The organism is Campylobacter showae, assembly GCF_963515975.1.
Classification (GTDB): Bacteria; Campylobacterota; Campylobacteria; order Campylobacterales; family Campylobacteraceae; genus Campylobacter_A; species Campylobacter_A showae_F.
Genome location: NZ_CAUPZM010000002.1, coordinates 80,069 through 106,904, shown reverse-complemented (window position 1 = coordinate 106,904; position 26,836 = coordinate 80,069). Strand labels below are relative to the sequence as shown.

General features: G+C 46.4%; 28 protein-coding genes. 13 read left to right on the top strand and 15 right to left on the bottom strand.

Annotated features, from left to right (window positions below):
* Positions 1–262: 262 nt before the first annotated feature.
* The 9 genes from RWM02_RS01270 to RWM02_RS01230 form a co-directional block, all read right to left on the bottom strand.
* Complete coding sequence (locus RWM02_RS01270; RefSeq protein WP_314068599.1) at positions 263–1,432, bottom strand: alpha/beta fold hydrolase; 1,170 nt, start codon at positions 1,430–1,432, stop codon at positions 263–265.
* Positions 1,432–1,662: a type II toxin-antitoxin system Phd/YefM family antitoxin gene (locus tag RWM02_RS01265; protein WP_002947827.1), complete on the bottom strand. Its 231-nt coding sequence runs from the start codon at positions 1,660–1,662 to the stop codon at positions 1,432–1,434. Before RWM02_RS01265 ends, RWM02_RS01270 begins: the two co-directional genes overlap by 1 nt.
* A gap of 375 nt (positions 1,663–2,037) precedes the next feature.
* Complete coding sequence (locus RWM02_RS01260) at positions 2,038–3,072, bottom strand: D-alanine--D-alanine ligase (RefSeq protein WP_314068597.1); 1,035 nt, start codon at positions 3,070–3,072, stop codon at positions 2,038–2,040.
* Between the two features lie 13 nt (positions 3,073–3,085).
* Positions 3,086–3,640 (bottom strand): Holliday junction branch migration protein RuvA, encoded by a 555-nt coding sequence (ruvA, locus tag RWM02_RS01255; protein WP_314068594.1) that lies wholly within the window; start codon positions 3,638–3,640, stop codon positions 3,086–3,088.
* Positions 3,641–3,668: 28 nt separating this feature from the next.
* On the bottom strand, positions 3,669–4,232 hold the full coding sequence (locus tag RWM02_RS01250) for a hypothetical protein (RefSeq protein WP_314068593.1): 564 nt from the start codon (positions 4,230–4,232) through the stop codon (positions 3,669–3,671).
* The gene (locus RWM02_RS01245) at positions 4,229–5,161 is read right to left on the bottom strand and encodes an MlaD family protein (RefSeq protein ID WP_122862964.1); all 933 of its coding nucleotides are present in this window, start codon (positions 5,159–5,161) and stop codon (positions 4,229–4,231) included. Before RWM02_RS01245 ends, RWM02_RS01250 begins: the two co-directional genes overlap by 4 nt.
* Positions 5,151–5,894: an ABC transporter ATP-binding protein gene (locus RWM02_RS01240; protein WP_314068590.1), complete on the bottom strand. Its 744-nt coding sequence runs from the start codon at positions 5,892–5,894 to the stop codon at positions 5,151–5,153. Before RWM02_RS01240 ends, RWM02_RS01245 begins: the two co-directional genes overlap by 11 nt.
* Entirely contained in the window at positions 5,895–7,031 is a 1,137-nt protein-coding gene (locus tag RWM02_RS01235; protein ID WP_314068589.1) for an MlaE family ABC transporter permease, read from the bottom strand.
* Between the two features lie 2 nt (positions 7,032–7,033).
* Positions 7,034–8,935 (bottom strand): flagellar assembly protein A, encoded by a 1,902-nt coding sequence (locus RWM02_RS01230; RefSeq protein WP_314068588.1) that lies wholly within the window; start codon positions 8,933–8,935, stop codon positions 7,034–7,036.
* A 145-nt stretch (positions 8,936–9,080) separates the two neighbouring features.
* Here RWM02_RS01230 and murJ point away from each other — a divergent pair, with 145 nt between their 5' ends.
* The 13 genes from murJ to RWM02_RS01165 are packed head-to-tail and all read left to right on the top strand — an operon-like array spanning position 9,081 to position 22,150.
* The gene (murJ, locus tag RWM02_RS01225) at positions 9,081–10,481 is read left to right on the top strand and encodes a murein biosynthesis integral membrane protein MurJ (protein WP_314068586.1); all 1,401 of its coding nucleotides are present in this window, start codon (positions 9,081–9,083) and stop codon (positions 10,479–10,481) included.
* Positions 10,468–11,856 carry a cysteine--tRNA ligase gene (gene cysS, locus RWM02_RS01220; RefSeq protein WP_314068584.1) on the top strand — a complete coding sequence of 463 codons (1,389 nt, stop codon included), beginning with the start codon at positions 10,468–10,470 and terminating at the stop codon, positions 11,854–11,856. The genes murJ and cysS overlap by 14 nt, the downstream gene beginning before the upstream one ends.
* Positions 11,853–13,577, top strand: a complete 1,725-nt coding sequence (locus tag RWM02_RS01215; RefSeq protein WP_314068582.1) for an ABC transporter ATP-binding protein — start codon at positions 11,853–11,855, stop codon at positions 13,575–13,577. Before cysS ends, RWM02_RS01215 begins: the two co-directional genes overlap by 4 nt.
* 41 nt (positions 13,578–13,618) lie before the next feature.
* The gene (locus tag RWM02_RS01210; RefSeq protein WP_314068580.1) at positions 13,619–14,692 is read left to right on the top strand and encodes a quinone-dependent dihydroorotate dehydrogenase; all 1,074 of its coding nucleotides are present in this window, start codon (positions 13,619–13,621) and stop codon (positions 14,690–14,692) included.
* Positions 14,693–14,700: 8 nt separating this feature from the next.
* The gene (locus RWM02_RS01205; RefSeq protein ID WP_314068578.1) at positions 14,701–15,954 is read left to right on the top strand and encodes a M16 family metallopeptidase; all 1,254 of its coding nucleotides are present in this window, start codon (positions 14,701–14,703) and stop codon (positions 15,952–15,954) included.
* Between the two features lie 19 nt (positions 15,955–15,973).
* Positions 15,974–16,843 (top strand): 4-hydroxy-tetrahydrodipicolinate synthase, encoded by an 870-nt coding sequence (dapA, locus tag RWM02_RS01200; protein WP_390887711.1) that lies wholly within the window; start codon positions 15,974–15,976, stop codon positions 16,841–16,843.
* Complete coding sequence (locus RWM02_RS01195; protein WP_314068575.1) at positions 16,843–17,628, top strand: enoyl-ACP reductase; 786 nt, start codon at positions 16,843–16,845, stop codon at positions 17,626–17,628. The genes dapA and RWM02_RS01195 overlap by 1 nt, the downstream gene beginning before the upstream one ends.
* Positions 17,625–17,987, top strand: a complete 363-nt coding sequence (locus tag RWM02_RS01190) for a hypothetical protein (RefSeq protein ID WP_314068572.1) — start codon at positions 17,625–17,627, stop codon at positions 17,985–17,987. The genes RWM02_RS01195 and RWM02_RS01190 overlap by 4 nt, the downstream gene beginning before the upstream one ends.
* Positions 17,984–18,538, top strand: coding sequence for a CDP-diacylglycerol--glycerol-3-phosphate 3-phosphatidyltransferase (pgsA, locus tag RWM02_RS01185; RefSeq protein ID WP_299029347.1), 555 nt, complete (start codon positions 17,984–17,986; stop codon positions 18,536–18,538). Before RWM02_RS01190 ends, pgsA begins: the two co-directional genes overlap by 4 nt.
* Positions 18,539–18,558: 20 nt before the next feature.
* Entirely contained in the window at positions 18,559–19,557 is a 999-nt protein-coding gene (locus tag RWM02_RS01180; RefSeq protein ID WP_390887710.1) for an AI-2E family transporter, read from the top strand.
* 21 nt (positions 19,558–19,578) lie between these two features.
* On the top strand, positions 19,579–20,691 hold the full coding sequence (gene rseP, locus RWM02_RS01175; protein ID WP_314068568.1) for an RIP metalloprotease RseP: 1,113 nt from the start codon (positions 19,579–19,581) through the stop codon (positions 20,689–20,691).
* Positions 20,688–21,323 (top strand): YggS family pyridoxal phosphate-dependent enzyme, encoded by a 636-nt coding sequence (locus RWM02_RS01170; RefSeq protein WP_314068567.1) that lies wholly within the window; start codon positions 20,688–20,690, stop codon positions 21,321–21,323. Before rseP ends, RWM02_RS01170 begins: the two co-directional genes overlap by 4 nt.
* Before the next feature lie 53 nt (positions 21,324–21,376).
* A complete protein-coding gene (locus RWM02_RS01165; RefSeq protein WP_314068566.1) occupies positions 21,377–22,150 on the top strand; it encodes a hypothetical protein in 774 nt (257 codons plus the stop codon).
* A 185-nt stretch (positions 22,151–22,335) separates the two neighbouring features.
* Here RWM02_RS01165 and RWM02_RS01160 read toward each other — a convergent pair whose 3' ends face one another.
* From RWM02_RS01160 to RWM02_RS01135, 6 genes are all read right to left on the bottom strand, one after another.
* Positions 22,336–22,815 (bottom strand): flavodoxin domain-containing protein, encoded by a 480-nt coding sequence (locus tag RWM02_RS01160; RefSeq protein ID WP_314068565.1) that lies wholly within the window; start codon positions 22,813–22,815, stop codon positions 22,336–22,338.
* Between the two features lie 82 nt (positions 22,816–22,897).
* Positions 22,898–23,458 carry a 2-oxoacid:acceptor oxidoreductase family protein gene (locus tag RWM02_RS01155; RefSeq protein ID WP_314068563.1) on the bottom strand — a complete coding sequence of 187 codons (561 nt, stop codon included), beginning with the start codon at positions 23,456–23,458 and terminating at the stop codon, positions 22,898–22,900.
* Positions 23,455–24,300: a 2-oxoglutarate ferredoxin oxidoreductase subunit beta gene (locus RWM02_RS01150; RefSeq protein ID WP_314068561.1), complete on the bottom strand. Its 846-nt coding sequence runs from the start codon at positions 24,298–24,300 to the stop codon at positions 23,455–23,457. Before RWM02_RS01150 ends, RWM02_RS01155 begins: the two co-directional genes overlap by 4 nt.
* On the bottom strand, positions 24,300–25,451 hold the full coding sequence (locus tag RWM02_RS01145; RefSeq protein WP_314068559.1) for a 2-oxoglutarate synthase subunit alpha: 1,152 nt from the start codon (positions 25,449–25,451) through the stop codon (positions 24,300–24,302). Before RWM02_RS01145 ends, RWM02_RS01150 begins: the two co-directional genes overlap by 1 nt.
* Entirely contained in the window at positions 25,448–25,759 is a 312-nt protein-coding gene (locus RWM02_RS01140; protein ID WP_314068558.1) for a 4Fe-4S binding protein, read from the bottom strand. Before RWM02_RS01140 ends, RWM02_RS01145 begins: the two co-directional genes overlap by 4 nt.
* Before the next feature lie 303 nt (positions 25,760–26,062).
* A complete protein-coding gene (locus tag RWM02_RS01135) occupies positions 26,063–26,836 on the bottom strand; it encodes a CHAP domain-containing protein (RefSeq protein ID WP_314068556.1) in 774 nt (257 codons plus the stop codon).

Here is a 26,836-nt window from a genome sequence, read left to right as displayed (position 1 = left end):
CTTTTGTTTGCGCCATTTTTTGCCAAATTTAGCGTTTTGCAGTTTGTTTTTGCGTGCTTGACGTAAATTTGATAGTTTTTCCGTTAAATTTGAGAGCAAATTTATCCGCCTTGTTTTTTACGCCGTAAAACGCAAATTTGTCAGCCTAGATTTTACAGATTTTGGGCTTAAATTTAGCTCGTAAATTTGATGCAGGCCCGCCAAACCCGCATAAATTTAATGCTAATAACTAAGTCAAAAGCACAAATACAAAATTTGCGCGCTAGTTTAAATCAAACGTTTGTTGCACAGGCTTTTTGGGGCTTTTTTGAGCGTCTTGCTCATCTTTTGGTAAAATTTGATTTTGCTCGTCTCTGCTTAAAACGCCATTTTTGGGTTCCGATTGATTTTGTGCGATTTCTTGTCCGTCAAACAAATTTTCTTTAAAAACTTGACCGTTTTTGGCGCTTATATCGTCAAGCTGCGGATTTTGATCCACAAGGTCGCCGCTTTGCGACTGCTCGTCAAAAAGGCTGCTTTGAGAGACGGTTTTTGTGTTTATGGCTACCTCTTGCTCCAAAGTCTCTTGCGTAGATTCCGTCAAATTTTGCTCGGTAGCGTTTTTAAGATCGCCGTTTTCGTTGGCGCTCTCGTCATCCTCGCTCAAATTTTCACGGTTTTTCGGACTTAAAATTTTCACGCTTTCTATCCCGCTTTCATCGTCCAAGTCCGTCAAATTTAACCCCGCGTTCACGACGCCTTCGATATAGCGCGCGTGGAGTAAAAAGAAAAAATGATCGCCCTTTAGCGCGTGAAATTCGCTGTTTTTGATGAGGCGACTCACGCGTTCGCCGCTTTTTAGGGGTGTGGCTTTGTCCTCTTCGCCCCAAAATATAAACGCCTTACCGCCAAAGTCTGCAAATTTAGAGCTAAAGTCCTCGTCAACGACGTTTTTTAGGGTCTCGTACATCGTTTTGCTCATGCCTTTTACGTCTTTCGTAGCGAAAAATTTGTATAAAAACCCAAGCCCGAACAGCTTTAAAAACTTAAACAATGCGATCTTAAATCGCACCCAAAGCGGCTTTTTAGCCACGATGCCCGCCGAGCTTAAAAGCGCGATATATTCAGGATTTAGCAGGGTTGCGACCTTGCCTCCGAAGCTATGTCCGAAGATGATTTTGGGGTTCGCGCCAAGCTCGTCTAAAAAGGATTTTATGATTTTTGCGTAGTCTTTCGTCGCTAGCGCGCCGTGCATACTGCTCGCGCCAAAGCCCGGCATATCGACATAAACGTGCCGAAAGTCCTTAAAATACGCACCGAAAGCCTTTTTCATGATCTCTTTGTTTGCGCCCCAACCGTGCAAAAATAGCGCGACGTCCTTGTTTGCAGGATTTACGATTTCGTAGCTGATGCGGTAAATTTTACCGCCGTATTTTACCTCTTTGACCGCCATTATTCGCCGCTTCCGGCTCGTTTTTTAGCCTCATAAATGCTTTGCAGTACCTCGACGGCCTCGCATAGGCGCTCGTACTCGCCCATGTTTAGCAGTACGGCTTCAAATTTATTATTTTTGACGATCACGGCGCGCTTCATCTGCGCCTTGCCGACTTTACCCAAGACGGCGCTAAAATTTCGCACCACTTCGGTCGCCGTGTAAATTTCATCTTTGCTAAAAGTAGTCATTTCTGCTCTTTACGTAAAATTTTGTGTAAAATATAGCATATTATCTTTAAATTCAAATTAAAATATAATGGCGCATTATGTTCTTAAAAATCTATTTTAGAGCGTTTTATGTTTTTGGCGTGAAATTTGCGAGAGTATAAAAAACAGGATGGTAAAATTTGATTGAAACTAGCCGTTGTAGAGAAAATAAGCGAATCAAATTTGGCCTACAAATCGGCACTTTAAGAAAAAGAAGCCACGATTTTGCCTAGCAAGCGTAATAGCCGTCAAATTTAAAAGAATTTAATAGCAATAAAACAAAAAAGCCGCTAAAAGCAAGCCGTTTAAAGCGGTTAAATTTGCTAGAAATAGGCGTGCAAAAATGCTGACGTCTCTTTACAGCTTGCCCTTTGCCGACGTTATGGAGTTGATAAATTTGTAGTCGATATTTATCTCGCGTTCTTTTGGCAAGCTTGCGGCTAGGCGACCAAGCGTGCCCTCAAAATCGTCAAATAGATAATTCGCCATGCTACCAGGGTTTGGATTGATCTCGTTTAGATAGACTTCGCCGTTTATCTCGAAAAAGTCGCAGCGTATCAGCGCCCCGTCAAAGCCGCAGTTGTAGATGCGCTCAAAGCTTTGTTTTAGCTTGGCGGCTAACTCTGTGCCGATGTCGGCCTCGCGCGCCCTGCTCTCGTTTGAAAAGCTCATATATTTTTGCTCGTAGTCTAAAAATTCCTTCTTTTTAGGCTCTTCGATGATGGAAAATTTGATCTCGCCATCGGCCTTGTAGCCTGCTAGATTGTACTCCTTCACGCCTTCGATAAAGGGCTCTACCAGGATCTCTTTGTCAAACTCATACGCCACGTCCAGGCCGTATTCTAGCTCGCTAGCGTCTTTTATCACGCTAACTCCTATCGAGCTTCCTAGGCGAAGTGGCTTTAGGATCATGGGTAGCGGCAGGCTAGGCGCTTTTCCTCTGCCTACAACCTCGTAGTTTAGGGTATTTACGCCCGCTTTTTGCGCTAGCAGCTTGGTTAGCTCCTTGTTGTAGCTTAGCGCACTAGCCTCCACGCGAGGGCCGACGTAGCTAAGGCCGTAAAACTCTAGCAGCGCCGCGATCTTGCCGTCCTCGCCGTCCATACCGTGGACTAAATTTATAAACACATCCGCCTCAACCTTTTTCTCGCCGAGTAACCCGCCCGCGAAAAATCCGCCCTGTTTTAGAGTGAGCTTTTTGGCGTTTTTATACTTGCCCGAGCTAAAAAAATTCGCCCTCATATCGGCGCCGTTTATCAGGTAAAATTCTCTAAATTTATCGCAAAATATAAACAAAGGCTCATTTTTTAGCACCTTTTTTAGGGCTATGGCGCTCACGATACTGATCTCGTGTTCGTAGCTTTTAGCGCCGAATATCACAGCAAATTTCATATCTTTTCCTTTTTTATGCTAGTTTTTTTAGGGCTTGTTTGACGAGTTCGCCCGTATTTTGCGCGTCGCACTCGCTAAGCGCCTTGGTTATCTTTTCTCTTTTAAAGCCGAGGCTCTCAAGCGCCAAGATCGCTTCGTGCTGGTGGCTAGGCAGATTTTCGTCCATCGTCATCTTTGCGTCACTAAGTTCGGCGATGATGCGTCTAGCCGTCTTTGCGCCGATGCCCGGCACCGTTTGTAGCGCCGCCGCGTCTCCGCTTTTTACCGCGTTTAAGAATGCGTTCGGATTTAGGCTCGAGCACACCGCCATCGCCGTCGCAGTGCCGATTCCGCTTAGTTTTATCAGCATCTCAAACATCTTTTGCTCGTTGCTATCTAAAAATCCGTAAAGCAAGTCCGCATCCTCGCGGATGATCTGCGTGATGTTTAGCTCCACGCTCTGGCCTCGCTCGAGCTTTGCCGAGCAAAAAAGCGAGATAGCTACGCCGTAACTCACGCCGCCTGCTGTTTTTAGGATGAGATTTGCGGGCTCTTTTTTGGTTATGACGCCCTCGATCGCTTTTATCATCGTTTTCCTTTAAAATTTGCGATTATCTCTAAAATTTGATTAATTCTTGCAAAAATTTGTCCGTAACCTCGCTAAATGCGGCGTTTAGCGCCTTCATCGCGATTTCGCCCTCGTCCGCGCCTGCGTCTTTTTGCGAGCTTAGCACGACGCTTTTTAGCTCTTTGCCGTCTTTAAAAAAGCTAAACATCATCGAAATTTGCGCTTTTTGATCTTTGATTTGAAGGGTGAGTAAATTTGACTTTACGCTTATGTCCGCGTTTTTAAAAGACGGCTTAAACGCGCATTGATCGCTTGCGGCTATGATCAAATTTCGCCTCGCCATCTCGCTTGGGAGCGCTAAAAATTTGACATTTTTTAGCGGACGGATCTCGCCGTTTGCGTCTATCTTTAGGACTTCTCGGCTCTCGTACGCGCCAAAAACCCGCACCTCCTCGATGAAAACCGTTTTTTCGGGCCTATTTTCGCACTCTTTAAATTTATCCTCCGCGCCACCTAGCATAAAATAATTCGTCCTAGGCGCAGGCTTTGCCAAAACGCTACAACCGCTAAAAAACAGCGCCGCCAGAGCTAAAACCGTGCTTAAAATTTTCATTTTTCGTCCTTTTTCTGCGTATCTTTAAAGAAAAATTCGTACGGGTCGTCCTCGAGTCTAAAAAGGGTATTTCTAAAATCCGAAATGAGCTTTTGGAAGCTAAGCAGCGTCCTCTCCGTCTCGTCGCCAATCGTATTTAGCGCGTCTTTCACGTCGTATTCGCCGCTTTTTATCTTTTCTGCTATCGCAGTTTGTAGATTTTTTAGCGCCTGCGCGGCGTCCGTGGCCTTGGTCGTAAACGAATTTACGAACTCAAGCGTGCCCGAGGCGTTTTTTAGCGCTTTTTTTAGCTCGGTTAGCGTCAAATTTGCATTTGCCAAAACCTCGTTCGCGTTTGCGATAGTCGCGTTTATATCGAGATTTCCGGCGTTTATCTTTTTTGCGGCTTCATCAACTGAAACTAGGATAGACGAAAATTTAGCAGCGTTTTCGTCGCTTAAAAATTTATTGATATTTTTAAAGGTAGACTCTAAATTTTTCGTTAGATACTCGGCTCTGTCGCCGATTTTATCAAAAAAGCTCGCCTCAAGCCCGATGTAGGCTTTTTCGTTTTTATCAAAGAGCGGGCTGTCCATGCTACCGCGCGAGATGTTTAGGTAGCCGATGCCCGTGATGCCCTGTATCTCCGCAGACGCCGTGCTATCGGTTCTTATCGGTATGTCTTTCCTTACGGAGAGTTCAAGCTCGATGAGCGCCTCTTTTTCGTCGGCAAATCGGATATCCTTGACCGTGCCCGCGTCTACGCCGATAAATTTGACCGTGGAGTCCTTTTTGATGCCGCTTGGCAGGCTTGTAGTTTTGATGAAATACGACCTGTAATCATCGGCTTTTTTCCCGTATCCGCCCAGCCACCACGCCGCGATACCTAGCGCGCTCACTACGAGCACGAAAAAGAGGCCTATCAAAGTATAATTTATTTTATTTCCCACCGTTTTTCCTTGTTTTTAAAAGCTCTTCGAGCGGATTTTCTGGCATTTGCATCAGCTGCTCAAAGGTCCCCTCGAAGGCTATCTTTTTATCCTGAAGTATCAAAAATCTATCCAAAATCGTACAAATACTATCTATATCGTGCGTTACCATCACGACCGTGACGCCAAGCGTATCTCGTAGCTCCACCACTAGCTCGTCAAACGCCCGAGCGCTACTTGGGTCAAGGCCGGAGTTTGGCTCGTCTAAAAACAGAATTTTGGGACTCAGCACTAGAGCTCTAGCCATCGCCACGCGCTTTTTCATACCGCCGCTTAGCTCGCTTGGATACTGCAAAGCGACGTTTTCGCTAAGGCCAACTTTTTGCAGCCAAAACATCGCTATCTCGCGCATCGATCGCTCGCTCATCCCGCTATACTCTTTTAGCAGGATGTAGATGTTTTCCAGTACGTTCATCGAGGTATAAAGCGCGCCGAACTGAAACATCACGCTGCAAGCGAGCTTTATCTCCTGCCTAGCCGCTTCGTCTAGCGACCATAGATCGCGCCCCAGCATCTCGACTTTGCCGGCGCTTAGCTCTTTTAGATATATCATCGTTTTCATCAGCGTCGATTTACCCGTGCCGCTACCGCCCAGTAGCCCGTAAATTTCAGCCTCGTTTACATGGAAATTTAGCCCGTCGTGGATCACCCGCTCACCAAATTTCGTCGTTAAATCAGTCGCTTTTATTATCATTTATATGCCTAGCTGCGTGAAAATAATCGAAAACAGCGCGTCCACCATGATCACGCCAAATATCGCGTTCACCACGCTCACGGTCGTATATGTGCCCACGCTTTGAGTATTTCCGCTGATCTGAAAGCCTCTCATGCAGCCGATAAACGCGATAACGACGCCAAAAAACGGAGCCTTAAAAAGCCCGACGTAAAGGTGTTTGATATCCACCTCTTGGCCAAACCTCGCCAGATAGCTATCAAAGCTGATGTTTAGGTAGTTTTCCATCACGACCATCTCGCCGAAAATCCCCGCCACGTCGGCTAAAAACACGATAAGAGGCATGGCAACGATAAGAGCTATCACGCGCGGCAGAACGAGAAATTTAAACGGATCAAATCCCATCGTTTTCATCGCGTCGATCTCTTCGGTGATTTTCATAACGCCGATTTGCGCGGTAAAGCTAGACGCCAGACGCCCCGCCACGATGATAGCGGCAATGAGCGGAGCTATCTCGCGCAGAGTTAAAAGCCCCATCATCTCGACGATTATTATCGTGGCGCCGAAACTCTCGAGCAAATTTGATCCCTGATATGCCAGCACGATGCCGATGAGAAAAGAGGTGAGGCACACGATAAAAACCGACTTTATGCCCGCATCCTCGAAATAAGCCAAAATTTCCTTCACGCGGATATTTTTTAGCATAAATATCTTGCTAAATTTGACCAAAAACTCGCCCATAAAATTTAAAAATGCGCAAAATCCCGCAAAAAACGCAGTTAAATTTTTGCCGATTTGAGAGAGCGGATTTTCGTGAGGTTTGGCGTTTATGATCTGCTTTATTTTGGGATTTATTTCGCTATTTATCGAATCAAAAATCTTTTGAGCGTGCGGATTTAAATTTACGAGCTCATACTCTTTGCGAGCGTTTAAAAAGGTATTTTTAAAAAACAGCGCCGCTGCGTAATCAAGCTCTTTTACGTCTTTAAAATTTAAAATGATTTTGTTAAATTTTCTTGAGCCGATGAGCGTGGCCGTCTGAGTCCAAATTTGAGCCGGCAGTTTGTAGGTCCAGTCGTTTTTTAGGTTTATAGTTAGCTTGCCGCCGCTTTGCTCACACTTGTAAAATTCGCTTTCAAATTTTAAAAAAAGAGGCAATTTTAGGCCTTTTTAGCGTTATTTTTTTTCTTTATCACGTAGTCTATGTCGCCGTCCTCGGTCTCGACTTTGGCTATCGTGATTATTCGCGCGATCTCGTTTTCGCGGGTGCTGTACGTGATATCGCGAGCCGGGTCTACGAGCCTAAATTTTATCTCGTTAAATTCGCGCCAATTACTGTGATTTATCACTTTTGAGTTAAATATACCCTCTTGGATATTTGTTATCTCGCCTCTTAGCTCGGCGATCGCGGCTTTTTTCTCGCGAAATTCTTTTAAAAGCGCGTTGTACTCGTGCACTAGCTGCTGATACTCTTTTAGTTTTTTCATAAACGTCGCGGGCGGAGTGTTGTTCGTGCTTTTTAGTTCTTCGATTTTAGCCTTAATGACGTTTATTGGGCCTCTGTTTTCTTCGATGACGCATCTTTTGGACTCTAGCGTGCGCGGCATTTTTACGATCTGTTCTCTGATGGTTTTTATCTTCGCCATGCGCTCGTTTATCTGCTCGCCCGTGTTTTTTATCATGCTAAAATCGACTAAAATTTTATTATTCACGCCTTTTAGTTTTTTTATCTCCAAAGTATCGGCGATTATGATGTTTGAGTTTGATACGAGCGTATCGATGGCGACGCTTTCGGCGATTATCTCGCCGCCGATGACCGATTTTATCACGGCTTTTTTAGCTTTTACCTTGCCGCCTTCTAGCCTATCTATCTCGACGCTCTCGCCTTCAAAGCTACCGATATGTACGGCTATTTTCGCCTCTTTCGCCTCGATGAGAGCTTTGGCGTGGGTTTGTCCGCCGATTGTTACTTTGTTCGCCTTTACTACGGCGTTTGCGGCGACGTTTCCCTCGACGTTTACTTCGTTCGCCTCGACCGTCATACCGGTACCTATGGCGTCTTTTGTTAGATCTTTTTCCTTTACGTTTAGCGTTACGTTGGTATCAAGCCCCGTATCGACCGAGCCAGTGGTTTTAAACGTGATTTCATTTACGTCAAGCTCGTCTTTGATATCAAAAACGCCTTTTTCCTCTTTGACGTAGCCCGGTTTTTTGGCGAAAAATTTTATCCCCTCATTATCTTCTTTTACGTAGATATTTTCGGTGTGTTCGGGCATTTTAGTTATCGTAGCTTTGGCTTTTTGTGCAGGCAGGAAATTCCCCCTCACGTCGCGGCCGCTTGAGCCGTCTCTTAGTTTTACGTATTCGATTATGAGCTCATTTTCGACGACTCCGAGCAGATAGCCTCTGTTTGCGTAGTCGATCTTGTCGTTTTCATCTACGTTTCTGATTTTTGTTTTGTAGTGATAGATTAGCGCGTCGTCCGTGGACGGAACTACATTTACGCCCACAGTCACGGCAAAGGTATAGTCCTTGTCGATAAATTCTTTTACTCTTAAAACCGAAGAAATTTTAGCGACCTCTTCTAGCATCGTTTTATTTCTGATGCCAACCAGGATGCCTACTTTTATCAGCTTTTTGTAGATGAAATTTATCAGCTTTTTATCAAATTCTTTAAAATAAACCGTGTCGGCGTTTTGCGAAACGGTGGCTAAAATTTTGGTCAAATTTTTATTTGCATTGACAGAAACGTTAGGCAAAGGCGTAGGTTTTGCGCGCCTAATGTCGTAAAATTTAACCAGATAGCTTTGCTTGATACTCTCAACTCTATCTACGTAAAATTTATCGTTATCAAAGACGTTTAGCTTGTCTTCGGCGATTTGTCTAGGTTGGCTCTCGCCTACCACCTTGCATTCGGTTTTGATTTCCAAGATATCAAAATCTATAAATTTGCTATCGACGCCGAAGCTCTTTACTAAATTTAATATCTCGCCGTACGGATTGGCGGTCTCAACCTCCATCTCGGCAAGGAAGTTTTGCTGCGCGTTTTGGTTTTCTGGCACGTGATACTCTCGCGTTATTTTTATTTTCGCGAGATTATCTCTAAAATTTCATTAAAAAGACGTTATGCGAGATTTTCGCGCCCGCTTTTACGTATTTTAAAACAAATTTTGTCTATTATTACGCCAATTTTAGATAGGAAATTTTATGCTCATAAAAGGCTTTTTTTCAAACAGCATCGGCATCATGGTTTCGCGAGTTTTAGGGCTCGTGCGCGACCTGCTCACGGCTTCGACTTTAGGTGCGGGCATTTACAGCGATATATTTTTCATCGCGTTTAAGATACCAAATTTACTGCGCCGTATCTTTGGCGAAGGCGCTTTTGCCAACGCTTTTTTGCCAAATTTTACTAAATCAAATAAAAAATCGCTCTTTAGCGCCGAGATTTTTCTTAAATTTCTAGCCTTTATCGGTATTCTCACGCTTTTAGTAAATTTATTCGCTCCTTTTTTTACCTCCATTATCGCCACGGGCCTAGCGGAGAGCGACATAAACGAAGCCGTCCCGCTCGTAAAAATCAACTTCTACTACCTAGCGCTCATCTTTGCCGTTACATTTTTAGCCTCGCTTTTGCAGTATCGCGGGCACTTTGCCACGACGGCGTTTTCGACCGCTTTGCTAAATTTAGCCATGATAGGCTCTTTAGTTTTAGCTCGCGGACAGGAGCCTAAAGTCGCGGCTTATTATTTGAGTTTCGGCGTCGTGGTAGGCGGCGTTTTGCAGCTCATCGCGCACCTTATCGCACTTAAATTTAACGGCATCTCAAAGCTCTTTTTCGGCGGTCTAGTTAAATTTGCACGCGGTAAAAGAGCCGATACGAAGGGATTTTTTAGCAACTTTTTCCATGGTCTAGTCGGATCGTCCGCGATGCAGCTAAGCTCGTTTATGGATACGTGGCTGGCGTCGTTTTTGGCGGCCGGATCGATCAGCTATCTTTTCTATGCCAACCGCATTTTTCAGCTGCCTTTAGCGATATTTGCGATCGCGCTCTCAACCGCGCTTTTTCCTAAAATCACGCGCCAGATCAAGGCCGGTAACGAAGCCGAAGCTCTAAAATGGATGCGGAAAAGCTTTGAAATTTTATATTTCCTGCTCTTTGCGGCGGCCATCGGCGGCATTATTTTGGCTCAGCCCATCATCAAGCTGCTTTTTGAGCGCGGAAGCTTCACGGCATCCGATACGGCGGCGACCGCGAGCGTTTTGGCCGCCTATATGATCGGACTTTTGCCGTTTGGGCTTGCTAAACTTTTTTCGCTTTGGCTTTATGCGCATTTACAGCAAAAACTAGCCTCCAAAATCGCCGTTATCACGCTCGTTTTTAACCTCGTTTTGGCCGCTATTTTGATGCAAGCGTGCGGCGCGTTCGGACTAGCTCTAGCTAGCTCGCTAGGCGGGTTTTTGACGCTAGCCTTAAACGTCAAATTTTTTGGGATAAGGAAATTTTTAGCTATAATTGAGCCTAAAAAGTTAACGCTTTTAAGCGTGGTTTTGGCTTTAGAGGCGGTGATTTTGATATTTTTAAGGAAATTTTTAGATGCAAATTTTTGATAGCGTAAAGAGAAAAAAAGTAGAATTTGAGCCCGTAAAAAGCGACTTTGTCCGTATTTACGTTTGCGGGCCGACGGTTTATGACGATGCGCATTTGGGACACGCCAAAAGCGCGATTAGCTTTGATTTGCTTAGACGCACGTTAAGCGAGCTTGGCTACAAGGTTAAATTTGTGCGAAACTACACCGACATCGACGATAAAATTTTAAAGAAAATGGCGGAGAGCGGCGAGAGTTTAGAAACGATCACGGATAGATACATCGCAAGCTACGAGCGAGATATGAGCGCGCTTAACGTACTTGAGCCAGACGTCAAACCAAAGGCGACGCAGACGCTAAAAGAGATGATAGAGTACATCGAAATTTTGCTAAAAAACGGCTTTGCTTACGAGATCGCGGGCGACGGCATATACTTTGACACCGCAAAAGACGCGCAGTATCTGAGCCTTAGCGGTAAATTTGACACCGAAGCAAACGTCGCTCGCGTCGAGTCAAATTTACAAAAAGAGGATAAAAAAGACTTCGTGCTGTGGAAATTTGACGAGAAATGGTACGAGAGTCCGTTTGGCCGGGGGCGTCCAGGCTGGCACACCGAGTGCGTCGCGATGATAAAAAAGCACCTAAGTAGCGGCGAAAAATTTGAGATCGATATCCACGCAGGCGGACTTGACCTGCTCTTTCCTCATCATGAAAACGAGGCTGCGCAGTGCCGCTGCGCCGAGCGTAAGAGCCTGGCTAAATACTGGCTACACAACGGCTTTATCCAAGTAAATAACGAAAAAATGAGTAAGAGTCTGGGAAATAGCTTTTTCGTTAAGGACGCGCTAGAGCGAAATTTGGGCGAGGCGGTAAGATTTTATCTGATCTCTAGCCACTATAGAGCGAATTTTAACTTTAGCGAAGATGATCTAAACGCGGCAAAAAAGCGCCTAGATAAAATTTACCGCCTAAAAAAACGAGTGCTGGGTGCGGCGGCAAATTTGAGCGCAAACGAGAAATTTAAGAGCGAGTTTATGTCTGCGATGGAGGACGATCTAAATACCTCAAAAGCTCTTGCTAGCGTAGACGAGTTCGTCCGCAACGCAAACGACGAGCTAGACGCAAACCCTAAAGACAAAGCCAAAAAGGGCGAAATCGCGGCAAATTTGGAGCTGATAGCGCGCGTGCTAGGTATCTTGCAAGTAGACGTGTTTGAGTATTTTCAGTTTGGCGTGAGCGACGAAAAGCGAGCCTACATCGAGGATCTGATAAACCAAAGAAACGAAGCTAAAGCGGCCAAAAATTACGAGCTATCGGATAAAATCCGCGATATGCTAGCCGCAAACGGCATCAGCCTCATGGATACGCCAAACGGCTGCATGTGGGAAAAAATATGAAACAGATGAGCCTAAAAGAGGTTTTGCGGCGGTTTGCGCCCTATTTTAGGGATTATATTTCGTATTTTATCATCGCCATCGCCGGCATGCTGATGGCTAGCGGCGGCACTGCGGCGTCGGCGTGGGTGATCGAGCCCGTGCTAAATAAAATTTTTATCGAAAAAAACAAAGACCTGCTTTATCTTTTGCCCTACGCCATCATCGCAATTTACGTTTTAAAGGGGCTCGGGACGTTTTTACAGGCGTATTTTACGGCGTATATCGGGCAGGATATCGTGAGGAGATTTCGCGAGCGGCTGCTAAAAAACCTGCTAAATTTGGATATGAAGTTTTTTAATGACTACCGCACGGGCGAGCTAATAAGCCGAAATATCAACGACATCGACCGCATCAGAAGCATCGTTAGCTCCATGATCCCCGAACTCATCCGCGAGGCTATTACGATCGCGGGACTGCTTTGCATCGTGCTTTATCAGAGCTTGCAACTTGCGTTTTTTGCGCTAGTTATCATGCCTGCAGCCGTATATCCGCTCTCAAAACTAGCAAAAAAGATGAAAAAAATCTCCCGCGCCTCGCAAGAAAAAACCTCCGACATCAGCTCGAAGCTAAGCGAAATTTTTACCAACATCGAAATCATCAAGGCAAATAACGCGCAGGAGTTTGAGCACGCTAAATTTACCGACGAAAACGCTAAATTTTTCAAACTAAATTTAAAAAGCGTAAAAGTAAACGAAATGGTAAGCCCGATGATGGAAATTTTCGGCTCCGTAGGCGTCGCAGCGGTCGTTATCATCGGCGGCAAAGAGGTCATAGACGGAAATTTGACGATGGGAAGCTTCTTTTCTTTCCTAACCGCGCTTTTCATGCTTTATACGCCTATTAAACGCATTTCAGGCCTTTACAACAAGATGCAAGACGCCGTGGTCGCAGCCGAGCGAACCTTTGAGCTACTTGATAAAGAGCCTCAAATTTTAAGCGGCGACAAGCCCGTACCGGCTGAAATAAATTTGATAAATTTTAAAGACGTCAGGCTAAACTACGACGACAAAGAGGTGCTAAAAGGCATAAATCTAAGCGCGAGCAAATCCCAAACTGTCGCGCTCGTAGGCAGTAGCGGCGGCGGAAAAAGCTCGATCGTAAATCTACTCATGAGATTTTACGACGCAAACGACGGAGCGATCGAGATAAACGGCGAAAATATCAAAAATTTTGACCTCGGTTCGCTTAGACAAAATATCGGCCTAGTGACCCAGCGCGTCTATATCTTTAACGACACGGTCGCAAACAACGTCGCCTACGGCCGCGAATACGACGAAGCCAAAGTCGAACTCGCGCTAAAAACGGCAAATGCGTATGATTTCGTGTCAAATTTACCCGAGGGCACGCAGACTGTTTTAAATGAATTTGGCACCAATCTCTCAGGCGGCCAGCGTCAGCGTATCGCCATCGCCCGCGCGCTCTACGACGACCCGCAGATTTTGATATTTGACGAGGCTACGAGCGCCCTAGATAACGAAAGCGAGCAGCAGATAACCAAAGCCATCGCGAATTTACAAAAGGAAAAGATAATATTTATCATCGCGCACCGCCTAAGCACGGTGCAAAATGCCGATAAGATCGCCGTTATCAGCGGCGGAAAAGTGGTCGGTTTTGATACCGACGAGGCGCTTAGCAAGAGCTGCGAAATTTACGCGAAACTAAAAGGCGAAGCCCTTGTTTAAGCCTAAATTTGATAAAATCGCTCAAAATTTAAGGATAAAATTTGAATTACGAAACACTAAAATCCATATTTTTTAAATTTGACCCCGAAACCGCTCACAAAATCGTCGAAAAAACGCTAAGTATCTCAGACTGCGTATTTCCGGGGCTTTATAGCATCGTCGCCAAAAACTGCGTCGTTACGGACGCGGCTCTTTCGCAAAATTTGCTGGGAACTAGCTTTTTAAATCCCGTAGGAATCGCCGGCGGCTTTGATAAAAACGCCACCATGCTGCGTCCGCTAGCAGCGCTCGGATTTGGGCACGTGGAGTTTGGCACCGTGACGCCAAAAGCGCAAGAGGGCAACGCAAAGCCGCGCCTTTTTCGCCTAATCGAAGAAGAGAGTATCCAAAACGCGATGGGCTTTAACAACGAGGGCGCAGACGCTCTTGGCGCGCGCGTCGGCAAACTATATCCGTTTGCGATACCGCTTTTTGCCAACATCGGTAAAAACAAAATCACTCCTAACGAAGAAGCGATAAAAGACTATGAAATTTTAGTCGCTAAATTTAACGAAATTTGCGACTGCTTCGTTATCAACGTCTCCTCGCCAAACACTCCGAATTTACGCGAACTACAAGAAGAAAGCTTTATTAAAGATCTATTTGCGCGCCTATCGCCGATCGCAAAAAAGCCGATAATCTTTAAAATAGCGCCCGACATGGACGACGACAAGGCCGTGCAGATCTGTAAAACGGCCGTCGAAAGCGGCGCGAAGGGCGTCATCGTAAATAATACGAGCGTGGATTATTCGCTATCAAAATCTGCGAATTTACAAAATTTCGGCGGACTAAGCGGTAAGGTCATCGCTAAACGCTCGCGCGAGCTTTTTAGCGCGGTGGCTAGCGAGCTTTACGGCAAGACGGTTTTGATCGCAAGCGGCGGCATAGACAGCGCCGAGGAGGCATACGCACGCATAAAATCGGGCGCAAATTTGGTTCAAATTTACACTTCCTTTATATTTAAAGGCCCAAACATCGCAAAACAGATAAACGAAGGTATTTTAAAGCTTTTAAAAGAGGATAATTTCGCCTCGATTAGCGAAGCGGTGGGCTGCGATATAAAAAACAAAATTTAAGGAAATTTATGCTTATAAAATACTCCAAAACAAAGCTCAAAAACGGCTTTGAGATCTATTACATCCCCGCCAGCAAGGGCTCTAGCGTAATTAGCGTAGACGTGTTTTACCGCGTGGGCTCGCGAAACGAAACCATGGGCAAAAGCGGCATCGCGCACATGCTAGAGCATCTAAATTTTAAATCTACGAAAAATATGAAAGCGGGCGAATTTGACGAGATCGTAAAGGGTTTTGGCGGCGTAAATAACGCTAGCACCGGCTTTGATTATACGCATTATTTCGTCAAATGCTCAAAAGGCAACCTAGACGAGGCTCTTAGGCTTTACGCCGATATAATGGAAAATTTGAGCCTAAAAGATAAAGAATTTCAGCCCGAGCGCGACGTCGTGACCGAGGAGCGCAGATGGCGCACGGACAACTCTCCGATCGGCTTTTTGTACTTTACGCTCTTTAACGTCGCTTTTAGCTATCACCCGTATCACTGGACTCCGATCGGCTTTATCGGCGATATCAGAAACTGGAGCATAGAGGATATAAAAGAATTTCACGAGACGTACTATCAGCCGCAAAACGCGATCCTGCTAATAAGCGGCGACATCGACAAAAAAAGCGCGTTTGAGCTAGGCAAAAAGCACTTTGAAAATATAAAAAACAAAAAACCGCTACCTAAGTTGCACTGCATCGAGCCCGAACAAAACGGCGCGAAAAGGGCTGAAATTTACAAGGATAGCGAGGTAGAGATGCTAGCGCTTGCCTTTAAGATCCCGCCGTTTAATCACGAGGATCAGCCTGCGTTAGGCGCGCTAGCAGAGTATCTAGGCAGCGGACAAAGCTCTGTTTTGCAGCGCATTTTGATAGATGAAAAATGCCTCGTAAACAGCGTAGACGTCTATAATATGAGCAATATCGACGAGAGCCTGCTCATAGTGCTTGCCGTTTGTAATCCAGGCGTCAAGGCAGAGGTCGTAGAGGACGAAATCTGGCGAGTGCTTGGAAACGCAAAAACGCAAAAAATAGACGAAGACGAGATAACCAAGATAAAAAATAGTTTAAAAAGCGATCTCATTTACTCGCTAGATAGCGCGTCGAAGGTGGCGAATTTATACGGCGGATATCTCGTTAGAGGCGATATAAAGCCGCTTTTTGAGCTGCCTGAAAAAACAGCCGCGCTAAAACCGGCCGATCTAAATGAAATTTGCAAAAAATACGTGAGAAAAGAAAAATCCACGACGATCATCCTAAGAAAGGAAAAAAGTGAATAAAAAAGCAATAACGGGCGCTATGACGGCGCTGATTACGCCTTTTAAAGACGGTAAACTAGACGAAATCGGTTATGAAAAGTTAATCAAAAGACAAATCGCAAACGGCATCGACGCGGTCGTACCCGTAGGCACGACGGGCGAGAGCGCGACGCTAACGCACGACGAGCATAGAATTTGCATAGAAATCGCCGTAAATACCTGCAAAAATACCGGCGTAAAAGTACTCGCGGGCGCTGGTAGCAACGCCACTCACGAGGCGGTAGGCCTTGCAAAATTCGCGCAAGATCACGGCGCAGACGGCATCCTCTCGGTAGCCCCATACTATAACAAACCGACGCAAGAAGGCCTATACCGCCACTACAAAGCGATCGCCTCAAGCGTCGAAATCCCGGTGCTACTCTACAACGTCCCGGGCCGAGTGGGCGTAGATATCCAGCCGTGCACGGTTTTTAGGTTGTTTAAAGATTGCGAGAACGTCTACGGCGTAAAAGAAGCCACCGGCAGCATCGAGCGCTGCGTCGACCTGCTCGCGCACGAACCCAATCTATCCGTCATCAGCGGCGAGGACGCGATAAACTACCCTATCCTCTCAAATGGCGGCAAGGGCGTGATCTCGGTTACGGCAAATTTGCTCCCGGACGAGATCTCAAATTTGACCCACTTTGCACTAAAAGGCGAATTTGCGCGCGCAAAAGCCATAAACGACGATCTTTATGCGGTAAATAAAATAATGTTTTGCGAGAGCAACCCGATCCCGGTCAAAGCCGCGATGTATATCGCCGGGCTCATATCAAGCCTCGAGTACCGCCTGCCGCTTTGCGAGCCGAGCACCGAAAATCTCAAAAAAATCGAACAAACCATAAAACAATACAATATAAAAGGATTTTAATGAATTTCGAAAACGAATTTAAAGGCAAAACTCTAGTAATCAGCGGCGGAACGCGCGGTATCGGACGCGCCATCGTGGAGGAATTTGCCGCAAAGGGCGTAAATATCGCCTTTACTTATAACTCAAACGAAGAGCTAGCCAAAACCCAAGCCGCCGAGCTTGAAGCGACATACGGCATAAAAGCCAGAGCCTACGCGCTAAATATACTAGAACCAGAGACTTACAAGGATCTATTTTTAGAGATCGACGCCGATTTTGACCGTATAGATTTTTTCATCTCAAACGCCATCATCTCGGGTCGCCCGGTAGCAGGCGGATATACTAAATTTATGAAACTTCGCCCTCGCGGTATCAATAACATTTTCACCGCGACCGTAAATGCATTCGTCGTAGGCGCGCAAGAAGCCGCAAAACGCATGGAAAAAACGGGCGGCGGCAGTATCATCTCGCTATCATCGACGGGCAATCTCGTCTATATCGAAAACTACGCGGGCCACGGCACCGCAAAAGCCGCGGTAGAAGCTATGGCGCGCTATGCGGCGACCGAGCTTGGCGAAAAAAACATCCGCGTAAACGTCGTTAGCGGCGGCCCGATCGAGACGGACGCGCTTAGGGCTTTTACGAACTACGAGGAAGTACGCGACAAAACGGCCGAACTAAGCCCGCTAAACCGCATGGGTCAGCCCGCAGATATCGCCGGCGCATGTTTGTTTCTCTGCAGCTCAAAAGCCAGCTGGGTCACGGGTCACACCTTCATCATCGACGGCGGTACTACGTTTAAATGAAAAAAGCAAATTTAGCCTGCGCTCCTTTGCCGATTGTTCGCATTTCGGGCAAATTCGGCAGTATAAATTTAATGCGTTTGCAGGCTAAATTTGAAAATTTAAAATTTAAAAGCAAATTTTGCGGCGCGGACGATTCTTTCAAATTTGATCTAAATTTGAAAGAGTCGAAATGCTTTTTGCCGTTAAATTTAAATCCAAAATCGCTCAAATTTGACGAAGCGACGAGCAAATTTAAGCAAAGCGCAAATCCGCGACCGACAAAAACAAACAAAATGCGAGTCGGCAAATTTTATGCAGGCTTTAGCGCCGAGCCGTCAAATTTTAAACTCCGAAATCAAAAAGAAAGAACAAATAAATGAGCCTAAATTTACCAAACGCCCTAGCCTTCCTGCGCGTATTTCTAGCGCCTCTAATGTTTTGGCTGCTACTTAGCGTAAATTCCTTTTCAGGCGTGCACGTTAGCTGGATGAACTACTTTGCCGCGCTTGTATTTGTGATCGCTAGCGTTACGGACTTTTTCGACGGATTTATCGCGCGCGCATGGGATCAAAAGACCAAACTTGGAGCCGTGATCGACCCGCTTGCCGATAAGATGCTGACTCTTGGCGCGTTTTTAGGACTCATGATGATAGACCGCGCGAGCCCGTGGGCGGTGTATCTCATACTAGTTCGCGAGTTTTTTATCACGGGATTTCGCGTCGTGATGGCGGGCGAAGGCGTAGAGGTCGCCGCGTCGATGGCGGGCAAGGTTAAAACCGTTTGCCAGATGGTCGCAATCGGCTTTTTAACCATGCAGTGGCCTTTTGGCGAGTTTTTGCTCTGGCTTAGCGTCGCACTGACGCTGTATTCGGGCTTTGAGTACGTAAATGCTTATGTAAAGCACGTTAAAAATCAAGCCAAAAAGGCATAAATTTGAGAACAGGAAACGCCATAATCTATCTAGCAAGCTTCGTCGTGGTAGCAGCCGGACTAAAGGCCGCTAGCGTCGTCGTGCTACCGTTTTTGATGGCGGTTTTTATCGCTATCGTGGCGACGCCTGCGATAAATGCGCTCGAAAAGCTCAAATTTCCGCGCGTTTTAGCCTTTGCGCTCGTTACGGCGGTCGTGTTTTTGTCGCTGGGATTTATCGCAAACACCGTGATAAAGACGATAAACGGGCTAGTTAGCTACATGCCCGAGCTTCAAAGTAAATTTAAAGCCCTCGCCGATCATTACCACCAGATGTTAGCGAGCCGCGGTCTAATCGATCCCGAGAGCGTCGCCGCACCCGCAGACTTTGATATAAATAAAATTTTTGCCGTGCTAGGCGGATTTTTAAGGAGCGGCACCGAGCTCGTTTCAAAGAGCTTTTTTGTGTTTTTGCTCGTTACTTTTATGCTTTTTGAGGTGCAGGTATTTTCTCAAAAAGTCGAGTATTTTGCGAGTAAAAATCCGCAAACGAACCAGATCGTAGATACGTTTATATCAAATCTCAAGCGCTATCTCGCGATCAAGTCCGCAGCATCGTTTGCGACGGGCGTTTTTATATTTATCGGGTTAAATTTCATCGGCGTGCCTTACGCGCCGCTTTGGGGGATTTTAGCTTTCGTGCTAAATTTTATCCCGACGATCGGCTCTATTATCGCGGCCGTCCCGGCGCTTTTGGTGGCGCTTTTGCTAAACGACGCAGCCTCTTGCGCTTGGACTGCGGCTCTATATTTAGCCGTAAATATCATTATCGGCAACTTTATCGAGCCGAAATTTCTTGGCAAAGGCCTTGGTATCAGCACGCTTGTGGTGCTTTTGAGCCTACTTTTTTGGGGATTTTTGTTCGGCATCGGCGGTATGTTTTTAGCCGTACCGCTTACCATGAGCCTAAAGATCGCGCTTGACGCAAACCCGAGCACGAAATTTATCGCCGTTTTGCTCAGCGATAAACTCGAGCGGTAAAATCAAATTTAAAGGTAAATTTTGAAAAGCATTATCTTTGTGGCGGCGATGCTAGCCGTCGGCATTTATGCGTACTCTTGGCACTTTTTGATCACGGTTTTGGTGATTAGCTTTCTTATATTTTTCCACGAGCTTGGCCACTTTCTTGCCGCTCGCATGCTAAAAGTCGGCGTGTTAAAATTTAGCGTGGGCTTTGGGCAAAGCGTCTACTCAAAAACCATCGGCGACACCGAGTACGCCATCGGTGCGATACCGCTTGGCGGCTACGTGAGCCTAAAAGGACAAGAGGACTCCAAACTGGGGCTAAAAAACGAGGATGCCGACAGCTACACGAGGCTTAGCCCTCTTGGACGTATTTTTATCCTTTTTGCCGGGCCGTTTTTTAACTTCGCTTTGGCGTTTTTTATCTTTATCGCGCTCGGGCACATCGGGGTTGAAAGGCTTGCGCCGACTGTGGGCAAAGTACTTGAAAACTCCGCCGCGGCAAGTGCCGGACTGCAAAAAGGCGATAAAATTTTAAACATAAACGGCATCAAAATCAGCGAATGGGACGAGATAAGCAAAAACGTAAATTTAACCTCCACGGCGATCATGCTCGAGCGCGCAGGCGAAATAAAAACGATAAATTTGACGCCTAAAATCGGGCAGAGCGTAACAATATTTGGCGAAAAGATAGAAAAACCGCTCATCGGCATTTCGCCCTCAGGCGAGGCCGTCACGATACGAAACACCGGCTTTAGCTCGCTCAAATTTGCGCTCGTTGAGACCGTAAACGCCTCAAAGCTCATATTTACGGGACTTGAAAAGCTGATAGTGGGCGTCGTGCCGCTAAAAGAGATGGGCGGCATCATCCAGATCACCGACATCACCTCAAAAGCCGCAGGCATCGGCCTCTCGACCCTACTCATCATCGCTGCGCTGATCTCCGTAAATTTAGGCGTGCTAAACCTACTCCCGATCCCCGCGCTTGACGGCGGTCATATATTTTTCAACCTTTATGAGCTCGTTTTCCGCCGCGAGATGAACGAAAAAGTCTATATCGGCCTCACCTACTGCGGCTGGGCATTTTTGCTCTGCCTGATGGCGTTTGCGACCTTTAACGACGTGATGCGCCTAAGTGGAGCGGGACAATGAAGCTCGCGCAAATTTTAGAACGCATCGAAAACGCACGCACGGGCGAAGCAGTGAAGCTAATCGCCGTAAGCAAAAACGTAACGACCAAAGAGGTTTTGCAGCTTTTTGAGCAGGGGCAAACGAGCTTTGGCGAAAACCGCGTGCAAGAGCTCAAAAATAAGAGCGAAATTCTGTCAAATTTGCCGATAGAGTGGCACTTCATCGGGCGACTTCAAAGCAACAAAATAAACCACCTGCTAGCGCTCAAACCCGCTCTTTGGCAAAGCTGCGAGAGCGTAGAAGCCGCGCTTGCGGTGGATAAGAGGCTTGACTATGAGCTGCCTTGCCTATTGCAAATAAACTCCGCGCGCGAAGACACGAAACAAGGCATCTCGCCCGAGGCCGCCCAGGATGCATTTTTACAAATCGCGCAGGAGTGTAAATTTTTAAAACCCGTCGGCGTGATGAGTATCGGCGCGCACGTAGATGACGAAAAGGTCGTGCAAAAGAGCTTTGAGACTACGCGTAAAATTTACGAAAATCTGCAACCTTGCGGCGCAAAAATCTGCTCGATGGGCATGAGCGGCGACTTTGAACTAGCGATAAAATGCGGCTCAAATATGATTCGTCTAGGGTCGATTTTATACGCGTAAATCGGCCGAATCCTTTGTAAATTTAGAAAAAATCTACCTAAAAAGGAATCAAAATGGGCTACGATGTGAGTTATCATCCGATCAACGAAAACGAGATAAAGCAGTGGTATTTTGACGCATTAAAAAGCGCGAGAGAGGGCGACTGGTCGGTCGTACAAAGGCTTGCAAAAGAGTACGGCATGGAGGATTTTTACGCGCAAAAATACATCGATACCCTAAAAACCGCGCTTGAAACCAAAGATGACGAGAGCTTTTCGACGGGACACGGCTACATACTTGCTACCGTGCAAGGATTTTTTAGAAAATACTTCTACACGCGCGGCACGGCGTTTGGCTTTTTGGCGCAGGAGCACGGCGAATTTAAGCAGTATCTAAGCGATATAAGCGGCGTTATACCGCCTGAAATAAAAGCTAAATTTACGGGCGAATTTGACGGAAACTACTCGTCTGGCGCATTTATAAACGTAACAAATTTGGCCAAATTTTGGCAGGACTACAATGCCGATGAAAATATAAAACAAAAAGTAGATGACTTTTACGCGCAAAATTTGCCTGCGTTTTTGAGCGCAGTTAAATTTAGCGTAGAAAACGGCTACGGGCTGCTTGAGGCGACAGACGTGATTATACCCAACCCGATTGATTTAAATGATTCTGAGTGCTACTCAAATCTTTTTAATTGCGACCCGGAAGGCGCGTTTATCTACGCCGATACGGCAGCTCAGCAACTAAGCAAAGCGATGAAGCTGGATAAAAAGAAAAGCGAAAGCGATAAAAACGAAGGCTCAGGAGGCTTTTTCGGCGCCATAAAGAAGCTTTTTGGAAAATAAAATTTGTATTTTAGGCTCAGGAATTCGGATAATAAATGCCGATTTTCTGAGTTTTTAAATTTTGAGATTTCGTAAGCAAATTTTACTAAAAAATAGCTATCTAAATTTGACGTGAACTCGTTAATTTGGCAATTAAAAAACCGCCTCGCTCAAATTTAACGAGCGAAGCGGCGGAAAGTAGAAAATTAAAAATTAGACTTGTTTTGCTCAACCCATTTGTCGATGCGTTTTGCGTAGTTTTCATCACCCTTAACGTCAAGCGCGAGACCGATAAATTTGCCGTTTACTAAAAACGCGGAGTGGTTAAATTTATATCCGTCCACGTCGCTAGCGCCGAAAATTTGCGCATCTTTTAGATACGGCAGAAAATCCACCGCGCCACTAAAAAGCGTTTGCGGGTGGTTGGCTTGATTGCCGATGGCTACGATGGCAGCTTTTTTGCCTTTACTACCGGCTTTTAAAAGCGGCAGTTTCTCCGCCCAGTCAGACTGCAACTCGCCGTCGCCGTAGCTAGGCGCCGCTACGATGATGACGTCAAATTTAGAAAAATCCTGCGCCCCTGCGCTCTTGACATCTATTAGCTGAGCTCCTATTTTGCCCGCTAGATACTCGCATGCGCTCTTTGTGTGCCCCTTTGTCGTCGTGTAAAAAATACCAACGCTCATTTCGTTCTCCTTAAAATCAAATAAATTAATACCTGAATTATAACGAAATGATACTTAATCTATCTTATTTCAAATCACGCTTTTATTTGCCGTTTTCTATGCAAATTTCGGCGTATTTGAGCCCCAGTTCGTAAGCTTTTTCGTTTTCAGCGTAGACTTTTTTAGGTACTTTTGAGAGCATTACGCGTTTAACCAGCTCAGTATCTAGGCAGCCGCTCATCTGCACGGCGACTGCGAGCGCGACGACGCTTTGGGTTATGACGTTGCCCACTTCGTCTTTAGCGATGGAGATGATGGGTATTTCGTAGATTTTCCACCGTTTTTTATCTTCATCGCTAGCGCGTACTAAATTTGGCTCCACGACGATGATGCCGCCCTCTCTTACGCCGTCTTTAAACTGCTCGAAGCTAACCTGCGCGGTAGCGAGCATAAACTCGATCTCGCCTTCGTTTGCGTAGGGGTAAAATATCTCGCGCTCGCTCAAAATGATATCGACCTTCGTCGGTCCGCCGCGCACCTGCGAGGTGTAGGTCGAGGCCTTGACGCCGTATCCGCCCTCCTCGATCTTGGCCGCGGCTAAAATTTCGCCCGCTAGTATCACGCCCTGGCCGCCCACTCCGACGAATCTCAACTGCCTTTTCATTTTAGCGCTCCAAAGTCGATTTTTTCGCCGTCTCTAGCGGCTTTTATCACCATGTCGTAGGCCTTCGTGTACTCCATGCGAGACTCGTCTTTGTGCAGCACTCCGAGCGGAAATTTACCCTCCCGCTCATCCTCGCTCATCGCGTCAAATTTAGCCTTGCTCACCGTGCGACCGTCTATCCACTCTAGCATCTGCGTGGCCTGCCCCATCTTGTTTTTGCGGCCTAGATTTATGTGGCAGTTTGAAAATACGTCAAAAAAACTGTATCCATCATGCTCGAAGCCCTCGGCAAATATCTTTTCCAGCTTTGCGGGCTCTATCACGCTGCTGCGCGCTACAAAGGTCGCTCCTGCGGCGGTTGCGAGCTTGCACGCGTCAAAATTTGGATCGACGTTACCGTACTGCGCCGTCACCGTCCAAAACCCGGTCGGCGTGGTCGGACTGGTTTGGGAGTTCGTTAGCCCGTAGATGAAGTTATTTATCAAAACGTGGTTTAAATTTATATTTCTGCGGCATCCGTGGATCGTGTGATTGCCGCCTATAGCTAGCCCGTCGCCGTCGCCGGTTACCACGATGACGTGTTTACTCGGGTTTGCTAGCTTGATACCCGTAGCATAGGCTATCGCGCGCCCGTGCGTCGTGTGGACGGTGTTGCAGTTGATGTAGGAGCTAAAGCGTCCCGAGCAGCCGATACCAGAGACCACGCACACATCGTTCATGTCCCAGCCTAGCTTATGGATTGCGCGGATTAGCGCCTTTAGTATCACGCCGTCGCCGCAGCCCCAGCACCACAGAGTCGGCGTTTTGTCCGTGCGTAGGTAGTCGTCGTAGTTAAATGCCATTAAAATTCTCCTATTTTTTGCGCGATTTCTTGCGGGCTGATCGGACGGCCGTTGGCTTTTAGTAGCGTCTTAAAGTCGTCTCTTAGCGTAGCTTTGATTACCTCTCCCGTATACTGGCCCAAATTTAACTCGCAGATCAAAATTTTGCTAAATTTAGCCGAGATCTCGCGTAGTTTCGCACTTGGCGTCGGAAATAGCGTGATAGGCTTAAAAAGCCCTACTTTCACACCTTTTTCGCGTAAATTTAGCACCGCTTCCTTTGCCGCGCGAGCCACGGAGCCAAACGCGATAATGCAAATCTCCGCGTCATCTAGCATAAACTCCTCGCAAAGCTCAAACTCATGCGCATGTGCGTTTATTTTGTTAAAAAGGCGCTTGATGTTGTAGTCCACGACCGCGCCGTCCTCGGTAGGAAAACCCGTCTCGCCGTGATGCAGGCCCGTAACGTGATAGCGGTAACCGCCGAAAAATTTATTTAGTACGGCAGGCTCGTTGGCTGCGGCCCTATATGGGCGGTAGTCCGCGGGATCGCCGCCAAACTGCTTGCGCGAGTAGATCTCTAGCTCGCCGATCTGCGGCAGCACGGCTTTTGCGTGCATGTGTCCGATCGTTTCGTCTAGTAGCAAAAACACGGGCGTCATGAACCTCTCGGCGAGATTAAACGCGCGAACGGTCTGCGTATAGCACTCCTCTAGGCTTGAGGGCGCGATAACGATGCTGTTTACGTCGCCGTGAGTCGGGTTTTTCGCCTGCAAGAGATCGCCCTGCGCCACGCGGGTAGGTAGCCCCGTACTAGGGCCGCCGCGCATGACGTTTACGATCACTAGCGGCACCTCCGCAATAAAGCCAAGCCCGATCTGCTCGGCTTTTAGCGAGATACCGGGACCCGAGCTTGCAGTCATCGCCTTTGCCCCGCTCATCGAGGCTCCAAGCGCCACCGAGATGCCTGCGATCTCGTCCTCCATCTGGATAAATTTACCGCCGTGCTTTGGAAGTAGCACGCTTAGTTCGTGCGCGATCTCGCTGCTTGGCGTGATCGGATAACCGCCGAAAAAGTTACACCCGCACTCCACCGCCGCAAGCGCGACTAGCTCGTTGCCGCTAGCGATGACCTCTCTTTTGCCGCCGTTATTATTTAAAAATTCGCTCATTGCTCCGCCTCTAATTTTTCAAATTTATTCTCTTTTACGGCGGTCGCGCGCTCTTTACTTTGGGCGGTTAGTTTGGCGAATTTAAATCCCTTTTCCGCTACGTAAATCGCAAAATCGGGGCAGTGTAGCTCGCACTCTCTGCACCCGATACAGGCCTCAGGATGCACCACTTCGATCGTTTTACCTAGCACAGCGCGCGGCTCTACGGCCATCGCCAGCACGCCCGCAGGACAGCGGCTCACGCAGATATCGCACGCTTTGCAGCGCGAGATATCGACCCAGACGGGGGCGTCAGTTTTTATCAGCATATTTTTCCTTATCAAATTTAACTCGTAACGATAATTTTATAGCATTTAAGTTAAATTTGGTATTTAAATCGGATAGTAAAATAAAATTTGGAGATTTTTTGTATGAAAACGAGCAAATTTGAAACGCCCTAGCGGATATGCCGTTCTTGATATTTAGGATTTTTGGTTCAAATTTAACGACTACTACGCAATTTGGCGTAGAGTAAATTTAGAAGTTAAATTTACCGCCGCCGATCCGTAAATTTGGCGACGATTTAACGGATACGGCGGTAAATTTGAAGCGATAAGCATAAATAACTAAACTTAGTTTCTCCTTACGCCTGCTTTGCCAAATCCAGAAAATCTATTTGACGCAAGGCACGACGTGCTTTTGTTTTTGCAAGATACGACGTAGGAATTTAGCTCTTTTTTGCCTTTTTTGCGGGTATTTTTATCGTTTAGATTCATAAAATCCACCATATTTTTACCCTTGGTATGGTGCGTAAAAGCTACGGTGCCGTCTTTTTCGACGCTGCTAACGATGCCTACGTGAGTGACGATTTTAGCTTTTTTGTTATTTTTCGTGCTTCTAGTTGTGTTGTTGAAAAATATCAAATCCCCGACCTGCGGATCGTCAAAGGCGATTAGATTTTTACTCTCGTAAAGCTTAAACATCGCTTCGCTTTTTAGGCCGCGCTTGGTGTAAAATTTATCGAGTTCCTTTTCGTCAAAAAAGTCTCGATTAAATTTTTTATTTATAAGCGTCACAAAGCCTGAGCAGTCGCCGCCGTCTCTTTTGCCCACATATTTTTGTATAAGGTCAAGCAGGGCTTTTTCTTTCACGTCAAATCGGTCGCCGACTTTGCTCGTCGTCTCGCTTCCCGAGTTTTGGGCTTTATCTTTTTCTAGCAAAGTCGCAACTTGAATTTGACCTTTCTCCGCCGGCATTACAGCCTGAGTTTGGCTTTGCTTTGTCTGCGTCGCGACCGAGGCTTCATTTTTCGGAGCGCTCGGAGAAACGTTAGCGCAGCCCGAAATAAAAGCCGCTAAAAATAGCGCATGGATTTGTTTTGTTTTGATCTTAGATTTTATAAACAT

Bases quoted from the DNA above. Each gene is read 5' to 3' on its own strand.
- RWM02_RS01270 (WP_314068599.1), bottom strand. From the start codon at position 1,432: ATGGCGGTCAAAGAGGTAAAATACGGCGGTAAAATTTACCGCATCAGC.
- RWM02_RS01265 (WP_002947827.1), bottom strand. From the start codon at position 1,662: ATGACTACTTTTAGCAAAGATGAAATTTACACGGCGACCGAAGTGGTG.
- RWM02_RS01260 (WP_314068597.1), bottom strand. From the start codon at position 3,072: ATGAAATTTGCTGTGATATTCGGCGCTAAAAGCTACGAACACGAGATC.
- ruvA (WP_314068594.1), bottom strand. From the start codon at position 3,640: ATGATAAAAGCGATCGAGGGCGTCATAACCAAAAAAGAGCCCGCAAAT.
- RWM02_RS01250 (WP_314068593.1), bottom strand. From the start codon at position 4,232: ATGAAAATTTTAAGCACGGTTTTAGCTCTGGCGGCGCTGTTTTTTAGC.
- RWM02_RS01240 (WP_314068590.1), bottom strand. From the start codon at position 5,894: ATGATAATAAAAGCGACTGATTTAACGACGAAATTTGGTGAGCGGGTG.
- murJ (WP_314068586.1), top strand. From the start codon at position 9,081: ATGCTCATAAAAGGCTTTTTTTCAAACAGCATCGGCATCATGGTTTCG.
- cysS (WP_314068584.1), top strand. From the start codon at position 10,468: ATGCAAATTTTTGATAGCGTAAAGAGAAAAAAAGTAGAATTTGAGCCC.
- RWM02_RS01215 (WP_314068582.1), top strand. From the start codon at position 11,853: ATGAAACAGATGAGCCTAAAAGAGGTTTTGCGGCGGTTTGCGCCCTAT.
- RWM02_RS01205 (WP_314068578.1), top strand. From the start codon at position 14,701: ATGCTTATAAAATACTCCAAAACAAAGCTCAAAAACGGCTTTGAGATC.
- dapA (WP_390887711.1), top strand. From the start codon at position 15,974: ATGACGGCGCTGATTACGCCTTTTAAAGACGGTAAACTAGACGAAATC.
- RWM02_RS01195 (WP_314068575.1), top strand. From the start codon at position 16,843: ATGAATTTCGAAAACGAATTTAAAGGCAAAACTCTAGTAATCAGCGGC.
- RWM02_RS01190 (WP_314068572.1), top strand. From the start codon at position 17,625: ATGAAAAAAGCAAATTTAGCCTGCGCTCCTTTGCCGATTGTTCGCATT.
- pgsA (WP_299029347.1), top strand. From the start codon at position 17,984: ATGAGCCTAAATTTACCAAACGCCCTAGCCTTCCTGCGCGTATTTCTA.
- RWM02_RS01170 (WP_314068567.1), top strand. From the start codon at position 20,688: ATGAAGCTCGCGCAAATTTTAGAACGCATCGAAAACGCACGCACGGGC.
- RWM02_RS01165 (WP_314068566.1), top strand. From the start codon at position 21,377: ATGGGCTACGATGTGAGTTATCATCCGATCAACGAAAACGAGATAAAG.
- RWM02_RS01160 (WP_314068565.1), bottom strand. From the start codon at position 22,815: ATGAGCGTTGGTATTTTTTACACGACGACAAAGGGGCACACAAAGAGC.
- RWM02_RS01155 (WP_314068563.1), bottom strand. From the start codon at position 23,458: ATGAAAAGGCAGTTGAGATTCGTCGGAGTGGGCGGCCAGGGCGTGATA.
- RWM02_RS01150 (WP_314068561.1), bottom strand. From the start codon at position 24,300: ATGGCATTTAACTACGACGACTACCTACGCACGGACAAAACGCCGACT.
- RWM02_RS01145 (WP_314068559.1), bottom strand. From the start codon at position 25,451: ATGAGCGAATTTTTAAATAATAACGGCGGCAAAAGAGAGGTCATCGCT.
- RWM02_RS01140 (WP_314068558.1), bottom strand. From the start codon at position 25,759: ATGCTGATAAAAACTGACGCCCCCGTCTGGGTCGATATCTCGCGCTGC.
- RWM02_RS01135 (WP_314068556.1), bottom strand. From the start codon at position 26,836: ATGTTTATAAAATCTAAGATCAAAACAAAACAAATCCATGCGCTATTT.